This window comes from Halobellus sp. LT62, assembly GCF_037031285.1.
GTDB classification, from domain to species: domain Archaea; phylum Halobacteriota; class Halobacteria; order Halobacteriales; family Haloferacaceae; genus Haloquadratum; species Haloquadratum salinisoli.
Window position 1 is genome coordinate 534,669 of sequence record NZ_JAYEZO010000002.1, and the last position, 23,233, is coordinate 557,901.

The following is a 23,233-nucleotide window of genomic DNA, read 5'->3' on the forward strand; positions in this document are numbered from 1 at the left end:
GATGGCCGACGACGACATCGAAACACTCGAAGACATCAGCGGTGTCGGTCCCTCGAAGGCCGACGCGCTCCGCGAGGCGGGCTATGAATCGGTCGACGACGTCAAAGCCGCCAGCCAGTCGGAGCTCGCCGACGTCGACGGCATCGGCAACGCCCTCGCAGCCCGTATCAAGGCTGACGTCGGCGGACTCGAGGTCTCTGAGGAGACCGAGGCCGAAGTCGAAGAGGAGACCGAAGAGGAAGAACCCGACGAGGACGTCGAAACGGAGCTTCGTCCCCGCGGCCACGCCGACAAGACGCCCGAACTCGACGACGAGACGGCGCGTGCGCTCGGCCAGAAGCACCGCGAGGGCAAGCCCGCGTTCCGTCGCCAGAAGTATCACGCCAAAAAGCGCGTGCCCGAATCGTGGCGCAAGCCCCGCGGCAACCTCTCGAAACAGCGCCGCGGCATCAAGGGCAAAGGCGATATGGTCGAGGCGGGCTACCGCACGCCGAAGGCCGCCCGCGGTCTGCACCCCTCCGGCTTCGAGGAGGTCCGCGTGCACAACGTGGACGACCTCGAGGGCGTCGACGGGGACACCCAGGCCGTTCGCATCGCCTCGAAAGTCGGCGCTCGCAAGCGCGAGCGCATCGAGGAGGAAGCCGAGGACCGCGAGATCCGCGTCCTCAACCCGACCTACGTCGAAGTGGAGGTCGAAGAGTAATGACGGATCTGAAAGCACAGAAGCGTATGGCGGCCGACGTCCTCGACGTCGGCAAAAGCCGCGTCTGGTTCGATCCAGACGAACAGTCCGAGATCGCGGAGGCCATCACCCGCGACGATATCCGTGACCTGGTTGATCAGGGGCTCATTCGCGCGAAAGACGCGAAGGGCAACTCCAAGGGTCGCGCCCGTGAACGCGCCGCAAAGCGCGCGTACGGCCACCGTAAGGGCCCCGGTTCCCGGAAAGGGAAATCCGGCGGTCGGAAGAACTCGAAAGAAGAATGGGTCAGCCGGATCCGCGCACAGCGTCGTCGCCTGAAGGAACTGCGCGACGACGGTCCGCTCAACCCGACGCAGTACCGCGAAGTGTACAACAAGGCGTCGGGTGGCGAATTCGACGACGTGGCACGGCTCGAAGCGTATGTCAGAAACAACTACGACGTGGAGATAGAATAATGGCAACAGGACCACGCTACAAAGTGCCGATGCGACGTCGGCGCGAGGTCCGGACGGACTACCACCAGAGGTTGCGCCTGCTGAAATCGGGCAAGCCCCGCCTCGTTGCTCGCACGAGCAACAAGCACGTCAGGGCGCAGCTGATCACCCCCGGACCGGACGGAGACGAAACGCACGCGGCCGCAAGCTCCGAGGACCTCGCCGAGTACGGCTGGGAGGCTCCCACTGGGAACCTACCGAGCGCGTACCTGACGGGCTACCTCGCGGGAGTGCGAGCCGTCGACGCCGGCCTCGAAGAGGCCGTGCTCGACATCGGACTGAACACCGCGACGCCCGGTAATAAGGTGTTCGCGGTACAGGAAGGAGCAATAGACGCTGGCCTCGAAATCCCGCACAACGAGTCGGTGCTCGCGGACTGGTCGCGCAACCGCGGCGAACACATCGCCGAGTACGCCGAGCAGCTCGACGAACCGCTTTACAGCGGAGATTTCGACGCCACGAAGCTCCCTGAGCACTTCGACGACGTGCTCGAACGACTACAGGAGGACGTATGAGCCAACGCAACGACAACGGCTGGACGCCGCGCACGCGGCTCGGCCGAATGGTACAGGACGGCGACATCACCTCGATGGAGCAGGCCCTCGACACGGGCCTGCCCCTGAAGGAGCCGGAACTCGTCGATCAGCTCCTGCCGGGGCTGGACGACGAGGTGCTCGACATCAACATGGTCCAGCGGATGACAGACTCGGGCCGCCGAGTCAAGTTCCGCTGCGTCGTCGCAATCGGTAACCGCGACGGCTTCCTCGGCTACGCCGAGGCGCGAGACGACCAAGTCGGGTCAGCAATTCAAAAGGCGATCGACGTCGCGAAACTCAACATCATCTCGGTGGACCGCGGCTCGGGCTCGTGGGAGGACTCCGCCGGCGGCCTCAACTCCCTCACTCGCAAGGCCGAGGGGAAGGCCGGCTCGGTGACCGTCGAGATTATGCCCGCACCGCAGGGGCTCGGCCTCGCGGCCGCCCCGACCGTTCGCAACATCCTCGAACTGGCGGGCGTCCAAGACGCTTGGACCCGCTCGAACGGGAACACGCGGACGACGGTCAACCTCGCGAAGGCGACGTACAACGCCCTGCGCAACGCCTCGCAGTCGCGGACGCCCAAGCGCGCCGCGGCTAAGCAGCGAGAGCAGGAGGTGAGCGAATGATGCAAGCGGTCGTTCAGCTTCGCGGCGACGTTAATATGAGCTCGGCCGTCCACGACACGCTCAAGATGCTCAACATCCACCACGTGAACCACTGCGCGTTCGTCCCGGAGACGGAGACGTACCGCGGGATGATCACGAAGGTCAACGACTTCGTCGCTCACGGCGAACCGAGCGCCGACGTCGTCGAGACCGTCCTGCGGACGCGCGCGGAGCCCGAGGAGGGCGACGCCGACGTCGACGAGGAGTGGCTCGCGGAGAACACCGACTACGACGACTTCGGTGCGCTCACGGAAGCGCTCCTCGACGAGGAGACGACGCTGCGAGAGCAGGGACTCTCCCCGGCGCTTCGACTGCACCCGCCGCGCGGCGGTCACCGCGGTCAGAAGCATCCGACGACCGAGGGCGGTCAGATCGGTAAGCACAACACCGAGCAGATCGACGAACTCCTGGAGGCGATGCGATGACGTCGAAGAAGCGACGTCAGCGCGGCTCCCGAACGCACGGTGGCGGCACGCACAAGAACCGGCGCGGAGCCGGTCACCGCGGCGGCCGCGGTCGCGCGGGACGCAGTAAACACGAGTTCCACAACTACGAGCCGATCGGCAAACACGGCTTCAAGCGCCCCGAGGACGCACAGCTGACGGTCGCCGAGGTCAACGTCCAGACGCTGGACGAGGACGCGGCGCTGCTCGTTGCCGACGGCCTCGCGGAGGCCGATGGTGACGCCTACCACATCGACGCGCGCGATGTCGCCGACGACGCAGAGAGCGCGGACGCCGTGAAGGTGCTCGGCGGCGGGCAGGTCCGACAGGAGCTGCACGTCGTCGCGGACGCCTTCTCCGCGGACGCCGCCGAACTCATCGAGGAGGCCGGTGGCAGCGTCGAACTCACCGAACGCGGCGAGGAGCTCGCCGCCGAGGAAGAAGCAGACGAAGACGAAGCCGAAGACGCCGAGGAGTAACGTATGGGATGGAAGGAGGCCGCCGAACCGGTGCTGACGCGGATGCCGTCAGTCGCGCGTCCGGAGGGACACGTCCCGTTCCGCCGGAAGCTCGGATGGACTGCCGGGATCCTCGTGCTGTATTTCTTCCTGACAAACGTCCCGCTGTTCGGGCTCCAGACCGGCGGCGCGGGCAGCGACTTCTACGGGCAGTTCCGTAGCATCCTCGCCGGCGGACAGGGATCGATTATGCAGCTCGGTATCGGTCCGATCGTCACGGCGAGCATCGTGCTGCAGCTGCTCGGCGGTGCGGATCTGCTCGGCTTAGACACCAACGATCCCCGCGATCAGATCCTGTATCAGGGCCTCCAGAAGCTTCTGGTGGTCGTGATGATCTGTCTGACGGGACTACCGATGGTGTTCGCGGGGAACTTCCTGCCACCGAGTGAGGCGCTCGGACAGTCGCTCGGGGTCGGTCTCGGGGGCATCCGCGGGATCATCTTCGCGCAGATCTTCGTCGGCGGCGTCCTCATCCTGTTCATGGACGAGATCGTCAGCAAGTGGGGCGTCGGCTCCGGTGTCGGTCTGTTCATCATCGCCGGCGTGAGCCAACAGCTCGTCGCCGGGCTCTTCAGCTGGCAGGCCCTCGGCGGGCAGAGCGGCTTCTTCCCGACGTGGATCGGGATCGTCACCGGCGCGGTCGACATCGGCTCGCCGCTGACGCCCGGCGGGCTCTCGGATCTGTTCCTCGGACAGGGGCAGATCCTCGCGCTCATCACGACGGTCCTCATCTTCGGGATCGTCGTCTACGCCGAGAGCGTTCGCGTCGAGATCCCGCTGTCGCACGCCAACGTGAAGGGCGCGCGCGGACGCTTCCCCGTGAAGCTCATCTACGCGAGCGTCCTGCCGATGATCCTCGTTCGCGCGCTGCAGGCGAACCTCCAGTTCCTCGGACAGATCCTGAACAACTCGTGGGCGGGGATGCCCGCGTGGATCGGTCAGTACACGCAGGGACAGGTCACCGGCGGCCTGTTCTGGTACGTCGCACCGATCCAGTCCCGACAGGACTGGATGTGGTTCTTAGGATTCACGTCTCAGGACCCCGCAGCCATCGCCGTGCGCGTCGCGATCGACCTGATCTTTATGGTCATCGGCGGCGCGATCTTCGCGATCTTCTGGGTCGAAACGACGGGGATGGGCCCCGAAGCGACGGCCCGACAGATCCAGAACTCGGGGATGCAGATCCCCGGCTTCCGGCGGAACCCCCAAGTGATAGAGAAGGTTATGGAGCGCTACATCCCGCAGGTGACGGTCATCGGCGGCGCGCTCGTCGGCCTGCTCGCCGTGGGGGCGAATATGCTCGGAACCATCGGCGGCGTCTCCGGAACCGGGCTGCTGCTTACGGTCTCCATCACGTACAAGCTGTACGAGGAGATCGCAGAGGAGCAGCTGATGGAGATGCACCCGATGATGCGCGAGATGTTCAACAACTAGTCCCGAATATCTACACTTCTTTAAGTTCTTTAGCGGCCTCCAGCTGCCGCTGCATCTTCAACCTTCTTCCTACGGGGGGCGGTTGCAGTGACCGACCCGGACGATTTCTTCGACCAGCTCGACGACGCCGAAGCCGTCACTGCTGACGACACGGATTCGGTTCAATCGTCCGTCGAGCAATCGGAGGCAGACCGTATCAGGTCGGAGAGACAAACTACTTCACAGACTCCTACGCGTTCCCAGCGGCGTAGCTATCTTGCGCCCAAGTACGTTGCTCGATGTCGATTCTGCCGCTGTAAATTCTCAGATATCGACGTAGCGCATCATCACGAGGGGCGATGCAAGGCAGAGCCGGTTGCACAGTGTATCCACTGCGAGGAAGAGATACAGAGTCAGGAATCATCGGAGGAGCATCTAAAATCCTGTGACGCGTATCACAGTGCCATACAGGAGGAAGCAGAACAGGAGGACAGCTCCGCGTCCGAAAACGAGGAAGAGAACAGTGAGCGCTTTTCGAGACTCTTCATCGATCCTCAGCCGCACGAGTTCCACGCGTACCTCAAATGGGACTGTGCGGATCGCGAGAATCCGCTTCGGTCCTACTTCGGGCTTCGGTCACTCCAAGGAGAGCACGACTTCGAGGATCACGGGCGGCTACGAGCTGCCGTCGACATCGATGGAGACGAATGGACGGTCGAGTTCGGCTTCAAAGAGTCCGGTATCGCGCCACGCGATTCACCCACCTTCGAGCTTGATGAGGTTCGCGAGTACTTGACCTATGTCTATCCAAGTGCATACTCTTCGTGGGAGGACGCTAAATCTGAGGCTCGAAAGCGCGCGTACTTCCGAATCTCGCCACGCTGGCCTGATATCGAAACCAAGGAAGGCCTCCGCTCGATGTCAAATCCGTGTAACATCGAGGGCTACGACGTCGAGGTCGAAGGCTCCAACTGGGACTTCGAACAGTATCCCCAGGTTCTACAGCAGGCACTCAGCGCACTCGCAGACCGCCAAGGATTCCGGTTCAACAGTCACAGCCCAATCCACCCGGAGGACTTCGCGCCTGAACGCATTCACCGCTCGTCAAATATCGTCGACGGGGAGCTGTACGTTCGTGTCAAAGAAGGTGAGACCGGACAGATCATCGCATACGACGGCGCGCTACATCGGATCTCGCTCCTGTTGGCGGGCGACCGGGAGGGCTACGCAAAATCCGTTCGTGATGATCGAGAGTGCTCTGGTCACTACCATACGGCGACTATCGATTCCAGACGGGCAGGACAACTCGTCAGTGACCACGAACTCGCAAAAGAGTTCAAGCACTACTATATGCGTAACCCGGACGCCGTTGAGGGTACCGCCTTGGAAAACCCGAAAGTCGGTGTCTCCTTCCAGAACTCGATACATGACGGGACACTGTACTGGGACGACCTCGACCAACTCGTCAAGGAACTCGACGAATCGCTTCTGAACGTCTTGGACTGGTCAAACCTTCCGACTGAGCCCGATAACAAGATCTTCGTCGCTGACGACTACTTCGCAGTCTCGGGATCGCGACGCTGGCGGAAACTACTCCCCGATCAGCTGCCGCGGATCGAGTCAAAACAGGACGACCAACTGTTCGCGACGATGACGCAGATGAACGCAACCGACGCTGAGCTGGTGGACACGCTCCTCACGGACGGTGGGAAGAAGTCACCAAAAGAGTTAGCCGAATCTATTGGCACCCATTTGGACACGATCTACCGGGCGCTGAAGCGTCTCGCGCCGCTTGTCGATCATACCTATGGCGAGGTACAACTCGGCTCGAAATACATTGCTCAAGAGTTGACAGGCTATATCGATGCAGTCTCGGAGAGCATCCAATCCGGATGGGAACACGCCCTTGATGAACTTACTCGGGCGGAATCGTATGGTGATAGCGATCCGTGGAGTCGCTGGCTGGACAAATACGGTGGAAAGATCAGTCAGACGGAGGGTACAGACCCTGATGACCTCGATATTGGGTACAAGCCTTCCACGGTACGAGAGGCTCGTCAGCTCCTTCGGGAGGGAGCTCGGCGATGGGCAGAGGTAACTGGTGAGCCGCTTCGACAGTTTGCCTTCGCGTTTGCTCCCGCCATCACGACTGTCGACGGCAAGCGATACGCACCGAAGTACTTCGCGGCCGCGCTCGGGACCCCTGGCTAGCGCGACGACTCGTGAGAGGCATCACTATCGATTGCTCTTTTTAGCGGTGGTTTTTGCTTGTTTTAGAGCCGGATAGCGTCGCTTCGAGTGTTGATTCTGGTGCGTGACCCAACAGCATCTAACTGGTTCTGTCAATTCCGAGGCGGGGTACCCAATTCTCCGTTAGGGGTGTGGCTAAGGAGCCACCTGAATAAACCACTGCCTCGCTTCGCTCGGCAGATGTCCAGCAGAAGCCGGGGTTGGTCGGCGCGCCTGACTCGGCGCGCCTCGGTACTGTACTATCGAACGATCACCTCGTCTGAGACTATATCTAGAGTCGAACTTCGGTTCAAACAGCAGAGCAGTCAGACAACTAGCGTGTTCCCCCTCAATCGTAGCCATTCACGCCTGTCTTCGTAGTCTGGAACGAGAGCTCCGACCGTGTTCCAGAACGAGTCGGAGTGATCCTCGTGTACCGTGTGGGCTAATTCGTGGGCAAGGACATAGTCCTGGATGCGTACCGGCGCACACACCAGACGCCAGTTGAGGCGAACAGTCCCGTTATTGTACTCCCCCCACCGCCCTTCGATCTCACCAACTTCGACAGGGATGTCGTTGAGGCCGAGCCGCAACTCGAAACGAGAGGATCTCTCCGGGAGCTCATCCTTCGCGCGCTCGAGGAACCAGTCCACGACCGCCTGACGTTTCCGCCGAACGCTCACTCTGTCCGCCTCTGCATCGAAGCGGTGGACGCGTAGCGTGAACTTCTGTTCGTCGAAGGACAGCGCAGGCTGTGGAACATCCGACTCGACGACTTCAAGCGGATACTGCCGTCCTCGGTACTGGAGCTTCTCACCGCTCAGGTACTCCTTCGAGTAGGGAGGGCTCTCCTGCTCTTTCAGCCCGTAGAGCTTCTCGAGGATCCACTCTTGGCGAGACTCAAGCACCGACTCGATATCATCAGAGGTTGCGGTCATAGGCGCTGTCACCGTCAGTTCCAGCGACTTGTCGATCGAGATGGACACGGTCTCTCGATCCTGTGACCAACTGATGCTGTAGGGCACAACCGTCTGGCCGATGTGGTGGTGCCGGGTTAGTTGCTTACTCATCGGTAGTGCTGCCGCGCTAACTCGATGACTCGGTTAGTCAGTTCCTGGCGCTCGTCAGCTGACAGGTCGATTCGTGACCGATACAACTGGCCAGTCACCGCCTTCCGCATCTGGCTCTGTATGTGCGTGCGCTGTTTCCATTCGACCTTTGTAACGAATCCTTCGACCGTTCCGACGAGGTCCGCGGTAAGTTCGATTACGGCTTGCTCTTCGACATCTTGTGCATCTAAGACGTCCTCGATCGCGTGGTAAAACGAGAGGTCGGTCTCGTCGCTGAGTCCCTTCTCGCGTGCCTGCTTGTCGCGGGATCGGATCTCGTCCATCAGACTCCGGAGCTCCTCGATGGTCTCCCGTTCGCTGTATCTTCCTTCGCGGTATTTCTCGATGAGGTCCTCGAGGCGTTCCTTCAGCGAGCCGTACTGCACCGGATCTTCGTCGAACCGGACGTTTATCTCGTGCTTGATTGCGTTCTGCATCTCGCTCGCACGGGCTTGGTCGCTCTCTAGGTCATCAAGTTTCGCGTCGAACTCAACCTCGTCCATTATCGAGACCGGCTCGTCGTTCAGGATCTCGATGCCCCGCGAAGTGATGTGGTCCTGAACGAGCTTTCTGACCTTCGCCCCCGCTCCCTCGAGATTCATCGTCTCATCACGGTAGCGCTCCTTTGCCTTTCCGTAGATCGTGCTGAGTCGCTCGAGGTCGTCCCGGTAGGGGTTCGCCATCGGGTCGGGGAGGACGATGTCCATCAGCTTCGAGAAGCGCTTGAACGCGTTCTTGAACTCGATCCGGCGATCTTCTGGCTCCAGCGACTGGACGCATTGCTCAACCTCATCGAGATCCTCGAAGAACGATATCGCCTTGCTATGGGCCGCCTCAAGTTCAGGCTGTTTGTCTTTGACCGGCACCATCGCCCGCTCGACGTCCTTCGAGCTGAACATCGCGAGCGCCTCCTTGAGTTCGTCGGAGACGCCGTAGTAGTCGATGATGAGCCCGTGGGTCTTCTCCTCGAACGGGCGGTTCACGCGGGCGATCGCCTGCAGGAGGCTGTGCTCGCGCAGCGGCTTGTCGAGATACATCACCTGCGCGACCGGCGCGTCGAAGCCCGTCAGGAGCATATCGCAGACGATGAGTAGCTCGACCTCGCCGTTCGGATCGACGAACGACTCCTTGTACTGGCTCTTCTCCGAGTCGCTGGGCGTCCACTGCTTGATGTGCTCCGGGTCGTTGTGTCCCTCCGACACGATGACCCGCGACTCCGGGCCGTTCAGGCTGTCGAGCGTCTCCTTGTACCGGATCGCCGCCTCCTTGCTGGTGGTGACGACCATTCCCTTGAACGGCGACGGGACCTCGTTCTCGAAGTGGTCGATGATGTCCAACGCCACGATCTCTTTTTATCCCCGACCAACTCCCCGGCCTTCACCCGACCATCTATTCGTAGGGTACCGGCCGATCAGTCTCGACAGAGACACTCGTATGACACCCGAGTCATATCGACGAGGTGCCGGTGGATGTCCTCGGCGAGCCGGTACATTGCCTCGGCCTGTTCCTTCGTTGCGATCCCAAGCCTGTAATAGGTCTTCGTGCGGTTCCGATTCCACAGTTCAGCGAGGTCGTCCCCGAACGCGTCGTCGTAGAGGCCGACCTCGGCACCACGTTGGTAGAGACGCCGATGGCTGCTGATGACCTCCTCGGGAGACATCGCTCCGTCGTGGATCAACCGAAACTGAATGGTGCGCTCGATGGCAACGAACGCCGACTCGATTACGACCGTGTAGTATCCTTCCTCAAGGAGGTTTGATCCAACCTCTAAGAGCCGGCACGCACGACGAAGTTGGACCAATTCTGCGTCGTCGACGTCCAATCCCTCCTCGATCGTTCCGGGGCTCCCCTCGAAGGTCCGCTCGGCCTCTACCAATTGGTCCCGAATCTCGTCATTCATCGGTATACACCTCGGTCCGAAGCTCGGAGAGTTGGTCGGAGCCGACCAACGTGATCCCATCGTCAAATTGGGGACGAAGTTGGTCACCAATTCTTTGGACGCTGTCCGTCGATTCGACGAGCGGCTGGAACGTATATCGGTTCCCCTCGAACCGTTGGTCTTCGAGATCACTGACGACCGACTGGACAGTCCGACGAGCTGCTGTTTTGTCCCCGCCGACAATCACCAATAGGTCGATGTCGCTGGCCCGATCTGCTTCTCCCCGAGCGACGCTTCCGAACAAGACGACCCCGACTAACTCGTCCAACTCATTTTGGAGTCGTTGGAGAAATGCCTGGACTGGTTGGTGGAACTCGGGTTGCGGTATCGATAGAACTGGGTCCGGTTTCGTGAGCCGTTGACGGTTGATCCGGACCTGCTGGGTCCGCCCGTCCTGTGCAGTCTCGACGACATCAAGTTCGGAAAGCAGCCTGACTGCCTTCGAGATTGTCCCTTTATTTGCCCCCGTGAGGGTTGCGAGCTCGCTCATCGAGTACGTCGCATACGGTTGGTCGATGAGGACGTCAAGAACGTCCTGCATCGCCTGGTATCGGAATACTCGATCCTCCGGAAACGGATACTGCAATTCTATCGAGATTGACCCTTTCCTATTAGGCATATGATTCCTATTAGGAAACAGTATGAAAACTCTGGCGGTGACCTCGTCTAATTACAACGTGCTGGACTTCGGGATCTTACGAAGCAGACATTGTTAACCACTCTGACCCACCGGCATATTGGGTCCCAACTGTTCTATGACGCCATCTTTCTTCAGCTTCTCTATTATCTACGAAAAATACTTATCGTTATTAAATCATATAACTGTATGAATACACTTCTGCTTTCATCGGCCACGATAGTTCTATTATTTCTATTAATCGTAAATTGGAAATTTGCCATAGTTTCTGCTGGCTTAGTAGCTATCCTTGCCTATTTCATCGGTCCCCAATCGGCTCTCATTCTACTTGTCGGGTATGGTGCGCTTCTACTATTTATTGAAGCGGGAACGGCTTTGTTCGTAGGTCTGAGCTTGATCGGACTTTCTTCTCTGGTAGGGTTGAGACTGGCGATTGTCATTTTCGTCTTCATAGCTGTCCTTCTGTCATTCTTACTGGTCCTCGGACTCTCTGAGGGCCAGAAATCACAAACAAAAGGTATCACAGATTTTGGGATAATCCTGCTCTCTGGTCTATTATCCGGTGTGTCTACATTTATCAGCCGAATTGAAGCAGTCGGTACACTTCCTTCGCCACGACAGTTATTCAAAAAGGTATTTTCGTGGTTTCCGGGCGCAGATTTCACGAGAGAAGTTAGGGAAGATTTCGTGGAACGGGGTGCCTCGTACGTGCGGAAAGATACAGTCGACGTGAACAAACCGCCTGAAAGACTTGCCCACGAAGTCCGGGTAGCTCATAATAATGCGGGTCAGTTTCTATCCGATGGGGAAGCAAATATCGCTCTACTTCTAACTATAATTAGCTTGTTTCCGTTCTTACCGGAGAACCTGTCGTCCCCTCTGTGGCTTACTCCTCCCGAGTGGGCAGGTGTCATCCTTTCCGTAACAATCCTTTTCGGTGTTAGTTTTCGAGATGCGGCATTAGACGCGGTTCTATACCACGATGTTTCAGAGAGTGAAGGTCAAGAGCGACTCGTGGTGATGTCCGACTGGAATCAATACCTATCTAATGGGTCGAAAGTTCTCCGAGCCATCGCACTGCTAAGAGGAATCAGGGCTATCAGTACAATTGCGTATGATCACTACTTGGACTGGGTGCTCGAAGAGTCAGTCAAGAGAGATGGTGCCAGTACCATCAGTTTAGTCTCCCAATGGCGTGAACTCGCGTGCTTTGTCAGGGCGGATCGACAAGAAATTTCGCCGTCTAAAGCCAGCCAACAGCTGTTTAGCGAGGATATTTTTGAGGAATCCAGCAACACGGAGACGTGATATATTCGATTCGCTATTACTCAATATAGGAAGCATATCGGTCGTATCATTACCGCTGATTCCGCTGGCGAGGAATCGCTGAGTACAGTGAAGAATTTTCAATCCAGACCCGAACAGGATATTTATGTACAGTAGAACGCGGGACGAACTGAGAGAAATGACTGACTTCTCCGCATTCGAGGATCTATGTAATCTCCTTCTTTCCAGAATCGGGTATGAAGGACTTGATCCGCAAGGTATCCAAGGCCGAGACGGCGGTAAAGACTCTATTCTTCGGAGAGACAGAACCACGGTATTCCACTACAGCCTCCGAACTGACTGGGAATCCAAACTTGATGAAGATCTTCAGACAGTACAGGAACACATTGAGGAAGGCGACTTCAGCTGCGAGCACTTCGTGTTCGTCACCAACGAGTTCATTGGAGGGGAAAAGAAGGGCAAAAAGAAAAATCAGATCGAAGCAGAATTTCTGTGGACATTTGAGCTCATTGATGGATTGAGAATCCAAAAAGAGCTTGACGCCCACCATCTCGACCTACGGAAGCAATTCTTCGGTATCTCTGATGATGGTCCAGAAACGAAATTACTCGATGAATTGGAATTATGGAGAGATCAACGCATCAAGAAGATCAAGAACAACGACGGTCTGTCAGTCAATTATGAACACACGCCGAATATCATACTGCACATTGTTCCCCGGTCAGCATTGGTCGGAGCCAATAGTATCGAATTAGGCCGAGATGATGAACTATCACCAATCAAACTGAATGGCTGGAACGCAAAGCCGTTCAAAGACGGAATAACTGGATGGGCTCCAAACCCCGATGGAACAGAATCCAAGGCGTACACCGATTTGTACAGAGATGGTCGTGTGGAAGGAGTATGTAAGATCGAGCCGTTCGATAGAGGTGATAAAGAGCTGATCAACCCCGACTACTTTCAGAAACACATATTCAATAGCCTAAACAAATACCTCAGAAAGCTGCGCGAGAAAGGGGTTGAAACGCCGATATACGTGTCCCTGTCACTACTGGGCATTGAGGGAATTGGGATCGGCGTCGGTGGATTCCGTGGAAGTGTTGACGAAGGACAAGTATTCAGCACAGATCCTCTAACCCCGGAACCTGTTGAAGTCACTTCGTTCGAATCCAGCGTAGAGGATCAGTTAGAAGACATAGTCGATGAAATCTGGAGGGATGCCGGACATTGGGGAAGATCAGTCTGACTAAGTCTAGAGAGGTATAGAAATTCAGCTCTGCTGAAATCCACATCTGATGACAGTAGTGACGTGCGAGATACGCACGCTCTCTTTAACGGCTTATTCATCCCAATTACGGATGGAAATCAAACCCTCGTGAATAGTTCTATGACACCCTCCGGGGGCGCTATGTCTGCATCGCCTCTCCGATACGTGCCTCAGTCGGCTCGCCAGGTAGGGCTCGATGGCAGAGTAATCGGACCATCCACCAATGCTCATCATAGTCCGAACATCGGCTTGGCGCTCGACGAGATGATAGGTCGCCCAGGACCGGCGGAGATCGTGGGACGAGACTGACTGCCAGCGTGGGTCGTCAGTTTGTTCTGCGACGGCGTGAGCGGCTTCCTTGACCCAGCGACGAACGGAGGGGGTGCTAGCCTCGACCCACGGGTCGGAGAGATTGAGCCCCCGTTCACGGCTGTATTTGTGAATGTCGTCGGCGACGGCGTCGGGCATCCATACGTCGCGTGTCTTCTTTGACCCACCTTTCGTATTCTTCCCCTGGACCTCGAAGAGCCAGATGTCGCCATCGTCGGAGTAGCGCAGATTGCTATCGCTCGGATAGCCCACTTCCGACGCCCGGAGCCCACACCGACCCATCAGCTGGACCGCGACCTCACGTTCCCAGCCACCTTCTCCAGCAGTTCGCTCTAGGCGGTTCAGTTCGTCGGGAGAAAGCCAGCACTTCGTCACATCATCGCTGTCATCGACGCGAACCATAATCGAATAGGACAGTATATCCGATTATATATTTGGTTTGCTTGGGCCAACTTCGCCCGAGTATCCCGTTCAATGGTCGGTACGTAATCGGGTTATCAAATAACTCGATTATGAGAAGTCATAGAAGACTTCACAAGATGTTATTTTCACTGTTACCCAGATGAATACTGTTAGAACGTACTTGCGTATGTCACACATCGTTTCAGCTTAGTCCAACAGAATGAACCAGTCACCCTCGAGTGGCAATACAGTGATATACACGGAATTACACATATCAAACTATATGGATATCTGGATTTCATCAGGAACCCACGTTGACAGCATTGCTGAGCGTGAAAAACGAATTGAACAGCAGCTCGACAATCTAAATGTCGTTTTTGCTGAGGGGGCTGAGAAATCAACCTCCCGAGAGCAGATCATTTCTATCCTCGAGATCATACCAATTGCACCACTACTGGCTGCTGCCGTCACTTTCCACATCTACATCACCGTTGAAATACACGGAAGAATGAAGTCGAAGATTAGCGGCGGGGAGACAGGAAGAGACGTAGAGCTCGTTCAAAACCTAACTTCTCGTCATAACGTTGAGTGGCACGAGATTGACAATGAGCCGCTCAGTCAATACATCCACACCAACCGAATAATATGGGGAATTCTCAACTGGGGTTCTTTGTTTGGGATTACGGTACTCATTTGGCCTTCTCCGGTAACCGTGTGGAACGCAATCCTATACGGTATCGTGTTGCTCCTAAGTGGCTATATTCTTCTCATTGCTCTCCTCACAGTTGCAAACTATGCACGCGAGGAGACTATGGCGGAAGAGATCACAAACAGAAGTGAGAAACACGACCAAGCTGTCGTTGTTCTCGGAGAAGGTCATCATCCCGGAGTAGGAAGGCGATTGAAAAAAGAGTCAGACCTGAATATACTCAATCCGAGGCCGGAGGATTTGAATTGGGGGACACGAGTGATACTTCGAGTGTTTGAGAGCTACAGTCTACTAAGGACGTAGTGAGAGATGATGATAAATCTCTCTGACCGATTAACCGAGGCAGTTCGAAATAGAATACTCTCTCGCGTGAACCGCTGAATACAGTATCTGTACTGAACGATTTGCTGGTAACCTCAACAAGGTATGCAAGCCTTCTATGACACTCCCAGTAGAGTCAGGCAGAAGAACGCCGTCTCCCTATCTATTTTAGAACGTCTGGAGGAGTCTGATCGCCGGTGGTATTCTCTTCCGGGTCAATCCCCATTTCACGGAGTTCCTCATCCGGCGGCTCACGTCCGGCTGTCTCTCTGTGGAGGGCAACAGCGTCACCGAGGTTTTCTAATACGGCTGCTCGCGAAGAGCCCTGAGTCGTAACACTGTTTTCGACGTCTTTGGCGATACACCAATCAACCTCTTGCCAGAGGCGGATCCCATCCTCGTGATTATCTCTGTCCCACGTCGAAGTTGTCATTACGTACTACGTATACGATGAGCGAAATAAGCATTTAGCCTAATCAGCACGAATTCCATTATTCGGGTTTTACAGCCCCCTAGTCCCAGTTCGTAATTTCAAGAAACATTCAGGACTAATTGATTGGTCGTTATCGTTGATATCGGATTAAGAGTGCCCGGGATTGTGGTCCTTCTGTCGGGTCGCGACGACGCCTTCGAGAACCAGATGGCATAATGACCGCACTGGATTCATCCAAGTCACCGGCAAAGTCCCGACCAATTCCCGGCCTTGCTGACCAGCCTTCGAGAGGTCAGCACCAATAGAGAAGAGACGGCGAAGTTCGAGTATCTCGTCGCGAAACTATTCACTCGACTCAGGGCCCCGACCAATTGGATCTAAGGCGGGGCGACACCGAAGTCGAGATCCGCTCGCCCGAGCACGTCATGGTCGAGGTAAATCCCGAGGAAATAGTCGGGTCTACTCGGTCGGAGTCACTATTGTCAGTCAACACCGACACCAGCGCGGAGGCGACCACGCTATCGTCGTCGCTTCGAACCTTGCCCCGAGGGTGATCGGCAACGCAGCGATGAATGAAGTGATGACTATTTCAGCGACGAGCTTGCCGAATTGGTCGACTGTCGTGACCAATACTCGATTTCGCCCGAGGAAACGATAGACCTTCTGATTCGGACGGGTGCCTCCCAAGACACCCGCCTTGACCTTCGGGGGCGCTCGGGGGATTGGTCGATACAGTACCGGGGAGACTCTGGGGAGAAGTCCGGTCCGGGACAATTCGATATCGTCTACAGCCTCCGAGGAACGTCGCTAGAATTGGTCGGGGATCCCGGGCGAGATGCGGGGGGTGGGGAGATCCAAGGGAATCTGGGAGAAGAAAATATTCAATTTCAATCCCGCAGAATTGGTCGGTGTTTCCTCGTAAGTCCCTCGCGATCGGGCGTTTCTCCGTAGAGACATTCTCTCACCATAATCGCTTGGACAGACCCATTGGTGTGGGGGTGGAGGACTTTGGCGCCTAGCGGCCACAACCATATTCCAAGGTTACGTACTCATTACCTCCAGATACGGTTTGTAAAGATCACTATGCTCTAAATATTAAATCAGATAACTAGGTCCGAACCTACTTACGTTCCCGGTTTAATTTTACCTATTACTATGCAAACGAAAGCAAAAATCGGTATACTAGCCCTTGTCCTTGTGGTTGCTTCAGCGTCGTTCGCCGCAACAGCATTTACCACTGGGAGTGTCGACCGTCAAGCTAATGTCAACGTTGTTAACGACGACACTGGTCTCATCGCGCTCGAAGATGGGACATCCGGTGGACTGGTCTTCCAGAATTCTACCGGAGCACTGGAAATTGACTTCACAAAAGGTGGCGCTGGTGGCGTGAACACCGCGGCCCACTACGAACTGGGCGATCCGAACAACGGGAACACCTCCTATGCGTTCAACATCACCAACCTCGACGCTGAGAGCCACGACATCACACTCAGTTACAGTGGTTCCGATAGCGAGGACACGGATGCCAACATCCAATTCCAGGTCTACGACAGCACCGGAACACTCGTCGACACAGCAGACGAGGAAGGTAACTCGGCTAGCCTCACTGGGGTCGCGTCTGGGGGAGTCCACTACGTCGTCATCGTCGTAGATACTCACGGACTTACCAACGCCTCCGACCTCTCAGGAACACTAACCGTGTCTGCCTAATCAACCACTCCAGCTGAGTTTTCGTGTTTACACGCGCTGGAATCCTGATCGTTGTGCTCGCCGCGCTTGCAGTCACGACTCCAGCGTCACCCGTACAACTATCATACGTCTACTCCGACAGTATGGAACCGACTATTGGTCAGAATGACGGCTACATCGTTGTCCCGACCGAGGAGATTAACCAGCGCGACATTATCGTGTTTTGGTCGGAAGAGCGCGAAGAATACGTCACCCACCGCGTCGTCGGCCGCTCCGACGCCGGCCTGATCACCCAAGGTGACAACAATGACGTAACCGACCAGGCGGCTGGGTATCCCTATGTCCAACGCAAGGCGGTCACGGGGGCCGTTTTGATCCTTGCGGGCGAACCCGTGACGATCGATGGACTGGGCCTCTATGTCTCGCTCGTCCACTCACATCGGCTGCTTATTATGGGGATTGCGATAAGCCTAATCGGAGGGAGTCTACTGTATGGCGGCCGCCAGCATCCTCATCCGCGCCGATCGCTCCTGAAAGTACGCGACGTCATCCATCCGGTGTTCGTCGCGGCTATCATCGGAGGCACAATCATTATTCTCACTGGTGCGGTGAGTCACGAGCTCGTGTATGTCGCCGTTGATGGTGGGAGCAGTGCCCCGAACACACTCGCGGTTGGCAAGGCCACGACAGAAACAGTATCCATCACTGCCACTACGCTACCGCTCACCTATCGGCTCGTCAGCACAGACGGGATGACAATCACGGACTCGACCCGAAACGCCTCAACCATCACAGCCGATGTCCACATTCCAGGCCCAACTACGTCGGGGGCATACGAGACGAACATCGCGATCTATCGATATCCGGCTGTGTTGCCGTTAGGACTCGTCAAGACCATTCATTCCATCCATCCCGCCTTGGCTGCCGGGACGACTATATGTCTGATGTTCTTGCCGTTCTTCCTGGCGTATGCGCTCCTGTTTGACGGCAACACACCGCTTCGAGGGTCGCAAACGCGGTGGCGACAGAAACTCTGGTGGAGGTTTCGATGACTCGTCCTCGATCACGGCGCCGGGGTCCGAGAACGACAGCTTCCGGGCTGATCCTACTTGCAGGCGGCATCGTTATGATCGCCTTTGTGCTCGGAAGTGGTGGAATGGGTACGGCGTCCTTTTCCACGTCAGACACGCCCAGGGAGAACGTCGTGAACGTGACCTCCGATGAATCGGCTGCCCATTCTTTGGATGTCGCTTCCGCAGTCCACATCAACGCGACTGATCCGTTAGTGAACGTAACAAATAGATTAGAAGAGGACGTCACGGTGACGGTGACACTCCGTTCCGATTCGACGCAGATTGGAGACCTCGTCGTGGATGGGACCAACGACGGGAACGAAACCACGTTTACCCTGGCTGAACAGAACACTCAAACCGTGAAAATAATGATTCCGGATGATACCTCGCTGACCACCGAGACCGTTTATTTCCATGTGTCCGCGACGGCACCAAGCCTTGAGGTAAGTGCTCCGGACCGAAATGCCCCGGTCAACGAATGATTGGACTTCCAGGGATCGTCCGGGCGAAGCTACTTGTTGCTACGTATGGTCGCCAGTTCGTCATCATTCTCTTTGTCGTGGGGGTGCTCTTGATGGGGAGTGCCGGCTGGATCTATACTCACCCACCGACGACCACGGTCACTGATAATACGAACCAACAAACGATCGAATCAACGCTCCATACTAGTGCCAACGTAACGGGAGAGAGTGATCTGTACCAACAGGGTACTCAGTTGAGAGATAAGACCATTTACTTGTTGCCTGCAACGCCGAATGCGACACTCACCGTCCAAACGACTGTCCCTCCAGATGAAGATGTACATCTGACTCAACAGCTTGAGCTTGTTATGCAGGCCACTAACGGTGGCACTGTGTTCTGGGAGCGTTCCAGAACCCTCCAGGAGCAACAGGTAACGACTTCAGATGGTTCATTGAACACGTCGGCAACGCTCGATATCCCTAAGTTAAAGGACCAAACCGATGAGATTCGGAGTGAAATCGGGGCTGAGAGTTCACTCCATATATTCATCCGGGTAACGACATCGTATGAGACGAGTCTCTATTCAGGCAGCATAAGCGAGACTTCATCTCTCCGTCTCGCACAGGATTTATACTCGTTTAAGCCGCTCACAATTGGGAAAACAGAGAGTACGCCGGAGACCAGAGAAGTCATTCTTCCCACGCGAAGCGTATTCTCGTATTTGGTGCCGGCCGGGATTGGCGTTGGAGTGTTACTCCTGGCGGTGGCTATCGAATTTATCTTCCGTCGCGTGAGGGGGCAGGATATACTGGCGGAGCAGGTACATCGTACGCGATATTCGGAGTGGATTTCAGCGGGGACTATCCCTCCCTCTATGGGCAGTAAGTATGTATCGGTGGACTCGCTTGAGGATCTCGTCGGGATTGCCATCGACTCCAGAAAACGGGTATTATTCGACAGGAGCGAGGATGTGTATGTCGTTATCGACGGCCCGGTCGTGTACTACTACGGCGACTGGCCCCGACGTAAGGAATAAAACTGTAACCCTACGATGGACTGTGACGTGTAGCTAAGTCGGTGGTCTACTTGCCAGAGTATGGTTGGTAAGTCCACAGCGCGTATCTCATTGCTAGGTGTTTGATGGTTGGGCCTTATTCGGAGTTTTAATCTCCCGCTTGAATGTCTGGACCGACCACTTCGAGAACTTCGTCCTATGAGAGGGGAAGTTGAACGCGTTTGGGATCTTCGACCCCCTGTTGCTGTCGTTGAGCAGTGACCAGTGATTCGTCTCTACGCTGTGGATCGACACTGCGTCCCTCACCAGGTCAGAACTCTCGAGAAACCGTCCCCCTCCAGTATACGCGCCGACACCCGTCTTCTCGAAGGAGCGTGCAGTGGCCAAGGACCTGTCCACGTTCGCGACATCGAAGTTGTACTGGGCCTCCGAAACGGGATCGTCACCGCCTGTATAAGCACGTCGACGTGGGCCTCTTCGTAACCCCAGATTATCTCTCTATAATCACAGCTACTGAGGGGAGGTTCAAGAGGAAGAGTGGAAAGCAAGTTTGGTTGAATCGCTCGGTGCAGACGAGTTACGTACCACGAGCGAACGTAGTGAGCGAGCGGGCCAAGGAACCCTCGAAGCGGGTCTTCGACCCGCTGAGGGGGTGACGCAGTGCTTTTGTTCCAGCTTTTGCCGAGGACCGGCGAAGCCGGTCCGCAGCGCAAAAGCTGGGTATGCAATCACGCTTTGATAGGTGATTCAGTCTCAAAAGCGTGAAATGAACTCTTGCGAATAGTTCTGTAATACCCTGAACAATAGCTATTATCTGCTTCTGTCCGATCCAGTGGTCGAATCTCCTCCAACGTAGACGCTAGGGAATCCCGGTCCAGTCTTCTCCAACTTCTCCAGATCGCCGGGTTCCAACTTCCCTGACTGCACGAGGGCACCAATTTCTCCTGGTGTTAATTGATCGCCCTCACCTTCCTCTACGCGTTCATAGAGTGCCTCAATATCGGGGTCGTAATCGATATCGATCGATACGTCGACGTCGTTAGCCTTGCCCGACCAGCGTCCGGAGGTGCTATAATTAGCACCGAGATAGAGACCGTGCTCAAGGATTTTCTCCATTCGGTCCGGGTCTTGGCCAATACCGAGGTACATAAACGACAGCATCGCCGCGAAGGTATCGTTCAGCTCGTCGGTCTCGAAGGTATCGAATACCTTCTTCCACTCGGTTTCTCCGAGCAAGAGCCACAGCAGATTGAAGTCCTTCAAGGCGTTTATTGTTCGTTCTCGGATTGCCTGCCGTCGGTTGAGCTCGCTCTGTTGATGGCTGTAGTCCCGCAAGCCGCAGAGGTATTCCCGATCGGTACCGGAGAGAATTCCCCGAGGGCGATCTTCCGGTTCAAGGGCAGAGATGTCGGGCTTATAGTTTTCAAATGCGCTATTGGCCTCCTCATCCGACTTATGCCCCTTCTCGTCTTCGACATCGTCGACACCTGTGAACAGTTCGTAGTCTTCGTTATCGTCAGACATACAAGTCAATATCCGCCTAATCGAACAGAGACACCGTCGCGAAATAATTTTAACGGTGGCAGACAGTCGAATAGACGGACGCCGCTGAAATCACCGGTGAAATCAGCAGATGGGTGGACGGTACGACACCAGTCTTCCTATTGATCGTTCCGAGGTGGAACGATACAACGCCGAAGTGAATACGCGCGGCTCGAAGGTCGTAGAGTTCGACGCCGTCGACCTCGTTCTGTGGAAGGGGCGCGGTCAACGACGTCTGAAGTACGCAGCCGGATAGGCCGATTGGGACGGTGGATGTGTGTAAGGTCACTTCACCGAACCGTGTGGCGTACCGGTGTGGGCGTTAGTCGGTTTCCGACTAACAAAATGGTTTCGGGCCCACTCCGGTACTCCTTGCCCAGTCGGTCTGTCCGCATTCACCGACTCGAATGCAGGACAAAATCAGCAAACATACACGACGGACGACGTACAATTCGCAGACTGAACGATCTGAATTACCTACTTGGGTGATTCGATGAGTGCCTCGACTAATTCTCCCGGGGACATCGTGCAAACCCATCTGGAGACATTCAGACAGCTTGCCCGATCAGATCTCCCGATTTCGTCGGATGCACGGCGGGCGTTAGATCTCGTCGACGTGGAGGAAGAAGAGTGACGACCGCCTGCTCAGAAGTCAGCTGTGGCGCGCCGAAGAGACGGGTACTCATTGAAGAGTTGCCGGAGTTCGAGGACGGCCTCGGCAAGATTATCGTCGGCACGCGCCGCGGATTCGACCACTCGGTCGTCTTGAGCGTCCAGAGCTGCTTGCGCTTCCTCGCTCGTTGGTGTACCACACCGCGGACAGAATTGCGCCCCTGGACTGAGGGTTTCTCGACAATTTCCGCACGACTGAGGCGTCGATGGATCGGTTTCTGCCTCCGATTCCTCGATGTATCCCGCCTTGAGACCGATCTGTTCGTTCCGTTGGCGGGCAGTCGTGTGGTCGTACTTCTCCATCATTCGGTCGTTGGCCCAGCCGGCGATATGCTGGATCTCTTGAGGCGAATAGCCTTCCCTGGAGAGCCGAGTGATGGCGGTGTGGCGGAAGTTGTGCGGATTCACGGGCTTGTCGATGTCTGTACGGTTGCCCGCCCGCGAAAGCGAACTGCGGAGACTTTCCCCGCTCACAGCACACTCTTGGGGGTTTTCTTCATCGTATCCGCGAAGGACCGGCCAGAGCGGAGCCTTCGGTCGAGGGTCCGGATGGTGGTAGTTGATCCATGTTCGGAGATCGGCACGGCTCCGAAGGATCGGGTACTGTTTGTCGGGCGCACCTTTGTGCCCCTTCCCGTTCGGGTTGGGTGTGAAGTACGGACGTTTGGTATCGAGGTCGTGGATATCCTTGACTCGGAGCTGCGAGGCGAGGGAAATTCGAGCTGCACTGTCGGCGAGGAATTCGATGAAAGTACTGTCTCGTGGGTTCCGCGTTGCTTCCTTCAGCAGTGCGATATCTTCCTCGTCAAGGATCTGATCCTCGTCAATTCGGTCAATCGACATAGACGAGGTCTGTATGTCCTCCCAGAAGGGAAAGTCGGGATAGTCCGGTTGGTTGTCGAGCCATCTGAAGAAGACTCTGAGGGTCCGCTCATAATTATAAATTCCACTCCCGTTCGGCGCGAGTCCTCGACCTCCCTGACTTTTCGGAGCGGTGAGGGTCGCCCACAGATTCCGAAGCACAATCTGGGTCATCTCCACCAGCGGGCGGTCAGCGTACTGAGAGGCAAGCCGGAGTGCACTGAGATCTTGATAGAGTGTGTTGTCTTCGAGGTTCTCGTTCCCCTGTCGGTGGATCCTGACGAAGGTTCGGATAGCCTCCCGATCGGAATCGTCGATATCGGACTCTTCAAGCAGTCTCCACTGATTTTCGAGCTTCTGAGTGGTGTTGTTAGTGTCGTCGACGTTCACCATAAACTGCCTAACTACCCGCAGGTATTAAGCAATTATGGACTAAAACGCGCGAGATGTTCGGAAACTAAGGAAAACCGTTCTCGAACGG

Annotated in this window: 24 protein-coding genes; 15 read left to right on the top strand and 9 right to left on the bottom strand. The window is 56.2% G+C overall.

Annotation, left to right across the window (positions count from 1 at the left end; all coding sequences use genetic code 11):
* Window position 1 precedes the first annotated feature (1 nt).
* From U5919_RS12025 to U5919_RS12060, 8 genes are all read left to right on the top strand, one after another.
* Window positions 2-703 (top strand): 50S ribosomal protein L32e, encoded by a 702-nt coding sequence (locus tag U5919_RS12025; protein ID WP_336024607.1) that lies wholly within the window; start codon window positions 2-4, stop codon window positions 701-703.
* Window positions 703-1,158, top strand: a complete 456-nt coding sequence (locus U5919_RS12030; protein WP_336024609.1) for a 50S ribosomal protein L19e — start codon at window positions 703-705, stop codon at window positions 1,156-1,158. Before U5919_RS12025 ends, U5919_RS12030 begins: the two co-directional genes overlap by 1 nt.
* Window positions 1,158-1,712, top strand: a complete 555-nt coding sequence (locus tag U5919_RS12035) for a 50S ribosomal protein L18 (protein ID WP_336024611.1) — start codon at window positions 1,158-1,160, stop codon at window positions 1,710-1,712. The genes U5919_RS12030 and U5919_RS12035 overlap by 1 nt, the downstream gene beginning before the upstream one ends.
* Window positions 1,709-2,362 (top strand): 30S ribosomal protein S5, encoded by a 654-nt coding sequence (locus U5919_RS12040; RefSeq protein WP_336024613.1) that lies wholly within the window; start codon window positions 1,709-1,711, stop codon window positions 2,360-2,362. The genes U5919_RS12035 and U5919_RS12040 overlap by 4 nt, the downstream gene beginning before the upstream one ends.
* Window positions 2,362-2,826, top strand: a complete 465-nt coding sequence (locus U5919_RS12045) for a 50S ribosomal protein L30 (RefSeq protein ID WP_336025584.1) — start codon at window positions 2,362-2,364, stop codon at window positions 2,824-2,826. Before U5919_RS12040 ends, U5919_RS12045 begins: the two co-directional genes overlap by 1 nt.
* Entirely contained in the window at window positions 2,823-3,323 is a 501-nt protein-coding gene (locus U5919_RS12050) for an uL15m family ribosomal protein (RefSeq protein ID WP_336024614.1), read from the top strand. Before U5919_RS12045 ends, U5919_RS12050 begins: the two co-directional genes overlap by 4 nt.
* Window positions 3,324-3,326: 3 nt before the next feature.
* Entirely contained in the window at window positions 3,327-4,796 is a 1,470-nt protein-coding gene (gene secY, locus U5919_RS12055; RefSeq protein WP_336024616.1) for a preprotein translocase subunit SecY, read from the top strand.
* A gap of 87 nt (window positions 4,797-4,883) precedes the next feature.
* Window positions 4,884-6,986, top strand: a complete 2,103-nt coding sequence (locus tag U5919_RS12060; protein ID WP_336024617.1) for a DUF7845 domain-containing protein — start codon at window positions 4,884-4,886, stop codon at window positions 6,984-6,986.
* Between the two features lie 344 nt (window positions 6,987-7,330).
* On the opposite strand, the gene U5919_RS12065 is transcribed toward U5919_RS12060, so the two are convergent.
* From U5919_RS12065 to U5919_RS12080, 4 genes are all read right to left on the bottom strand, one after another.
* Window positions 7,331-8,074 (bottom strand): M48 family metallopeptidase, encoded by a 744-nt coding sequence (locus tag U5919_RS12065; RefSeq protein WP_336024619.1) that lies wholly within the window; start codon window positions 8,072-8,074, stop codon window positions 7,331-7,333.
* The gene (locus U5919_RS12070) at window positions 8,071-9,456 is read right to left on the bottom strand and encodes a type I restriction enzyme endonuclease domain-containing protein (RefSeq protein ID WP_336024621.1); all 1,386 of its coding nucleotides are present in this window, start codon (window positions 9,454-9,456) and stop codon (window positions 8,071-8,073) included. Before U5919_RS12070 ends, U5919_RS12065 begins: the two co-directional genes overlap by 4 nt.
* A gap of 68 nt (window positions 9,457-9,524) precedes the next feature.
* The gene (locus U5919_RS12075; RefSeq protein ID WP_336024622.1) at window positions 9,525-10,013 is read right to left on the bottom strand and encodes a DUF8154 family protein; all 489 of its coding nucleotides are present in this window, start codon (window positions 10,011-10,013) and stop codon (window positions 9,525-9,527) included.
* A complete protein-coding gene (locus U5919_RS12080) occupies window positions 10,006-10,593 on the bottom strand; it encodes a nucleotidyltransferase domain-containing protein (RefSeq protein ID WP_345786355.1) in 588 nt (195 codons plus the stop codon). The genes U5919_RS12075 and U5919_RS12080 overlap by 8 nt, the downstream gene beginning before the upstream one ends.
* A gap of 285 nt (window positions 10,594-10,878) precedes the next feature.
* Between U5919_RS12080 and U5919_RS12085 the strand changes: the two genes are divergently transcribed.
* On the top strand, window positions 10,879-11,997 hold the full coding sequence (locus U5919_RS12085) for a hypothetical protein (protein WP_336024626.1): 1,119 nt from the start codon (window positions 10,879-10,881) through the stop codon (window positions 11,995-11,997).
* A gap of 157 nt (window positions 11,998-12,154) precedes the next feature.
* On the top strand, window positions 12,155-13,222 hold the full coding sequence (locus tag U5919_RS12090) for a hypothetical protein (protein WP_336024628.1): 1,068 nt from the start codon (window positions 12,155-12,157) through the stop codon (window positions 13,220-13,222).
* A 93-nt stretch (window positions 13,223-13,315) separates the two neighbouring features.
* Here U5919_RS12090 and U5919_RS12095 read toward each other — a convergent pair whose 3' ends face one another.
* Window positions 13,316-13,975, bottom strand: a complete 660-nt coding sequence (locus U5919_RS12095) for a tyrosine-type recombinase/integrase (protein WP_336024629.1) — start codon at window positions 13,973-13,975, stop codon at window positions 13,316-13,318.
* 283 nt (window positions 13,976-14,258) lie between these two features.
* Between U5919_RS12095 and U5919_RS12100 the strand changes: the two genes are divergently transcribed.
* Window positions 14,259-14,987, top strand: a complete 729-nt coding sequence (locus U5919_RS12100; protein ID WP_336024631.1) for a DUF308 domain-containing protein — start codon at window positions 14,259-14,261, stop codon at window positions 14,985-14,987.
* Window positions 14,988-15,168: 181 nt separating this feature from the next.
* Here U5919_RS12100 and U5919_RS12105 read toward each other — a convergent pair whose 3' ends face one another.
* Window positions 15,169-15,438, bottom strand: coding sequence for a type II toxin-antitoxin system HicB family antitoxin (locus tag U5919_RS12105; RefSeq protein ID WP_336024634.1), 270 nt, complete (start codon window positions 15,436-15,438; stop codon window positions 15,169-15,171).
* 1,155 nt (window positions 15,439-16,593) lie between these two features.
* Here U5919_RS12105 and U5919_RS12110 point away from each other — a divergent pair.
* From U5919_RS12110 to U5919_RS12125, 4 genes are all read left to right on the top strand, one after another.
* Entirely contained in the window at window positions 16,594-17,148 is a 555-nt protein-coding gene (locus tag U5919_RS12110; RefSeq protein WP_336024636.1) for a hypothetical protein, read from the top strand.
* 23 nt (window positions 17,149-17,171) lie between these two features.
* Window positions 17,172-18,179: a signal peptidase I gene (locus U5919_RS12115; protein ID WP_336024639.1), complete on the top strand. Its 1,008-nt coding sequence runs from the start codon at window positions 17,172-17,174 to the stop codon at window positions 18,177-18,179.
* A gap of 74 nt (window positions 18,180-18,253) precedes the next feature.
* A complete protein-coding gene (locus tag U5919_RS12120) occupies window positions 18,254-18,682 on the top strand; it encodes a hypothetical protein (protein WP_336024641.1) in 429 nt (142 codons plus the stop codon).
* A complete protein-coding gene (locus tag U5919_RS12125; protein ID WP_336024643.1) occupies window positions 18,679-19,698 on the top strand; it encodes a DUF5305 family protein in 1,020 nt (339 codons plus the stop codon). Before U5919_RS12120 ends, U5919_RS12125 begins: the two co-directional genes overlap by 4 nt.
* A gap of 93 nt (window positions 19,699-19,791) precedes the next feature.
* Here U5919_RS12125 and U5919_RS15935 read toward each other — a convergent pair whose 3' ends face one another.
* The 3 genes from U5919_RS15935 to U5919_RS12135 all read right to left on the bottom strand — a co-directional run bounded on the left by U5919_RS15935 (window position 19,792) and on the right by U5919_RS12135 (window position 23,145).
* Window positions 19,792-20,166: a ferritin-like domain-containing protein gene (locus U5919_RS15935; protein WP_425604228.1), complete on the bottom strand. Its 375-nt coding sequence runs from the start codon at window positions 20,164-20,166 to the stop codon at window positions 19,792-19,794.
* Window positions 20,167-20,487: 321 nt separating this feature from the next.
* A complete protein-coding gene (locus U5919_RS12130) occupies window positions 20,488-21,201 on the bottom strand; it encodes a DUF8102 family protein (protein ID WP_336024647.1) in 714 nt (237 codons plus the stop codon).
* Between the two features lie 663 nt (window positions 21,202-21,864).
* Window positions 21,865-23,145, bottom strand: coding sequence for a tyrosine-type recombinase/integrase (locus U5919_RS12135; protein WP_336024648.1), 1,281 nt, complete (start codon window positions 23,143-23,145; stop codon window positions 21,865-21,867).
* Window positions 23,146-23,233 lie beyond the last annotated feature (88 nt).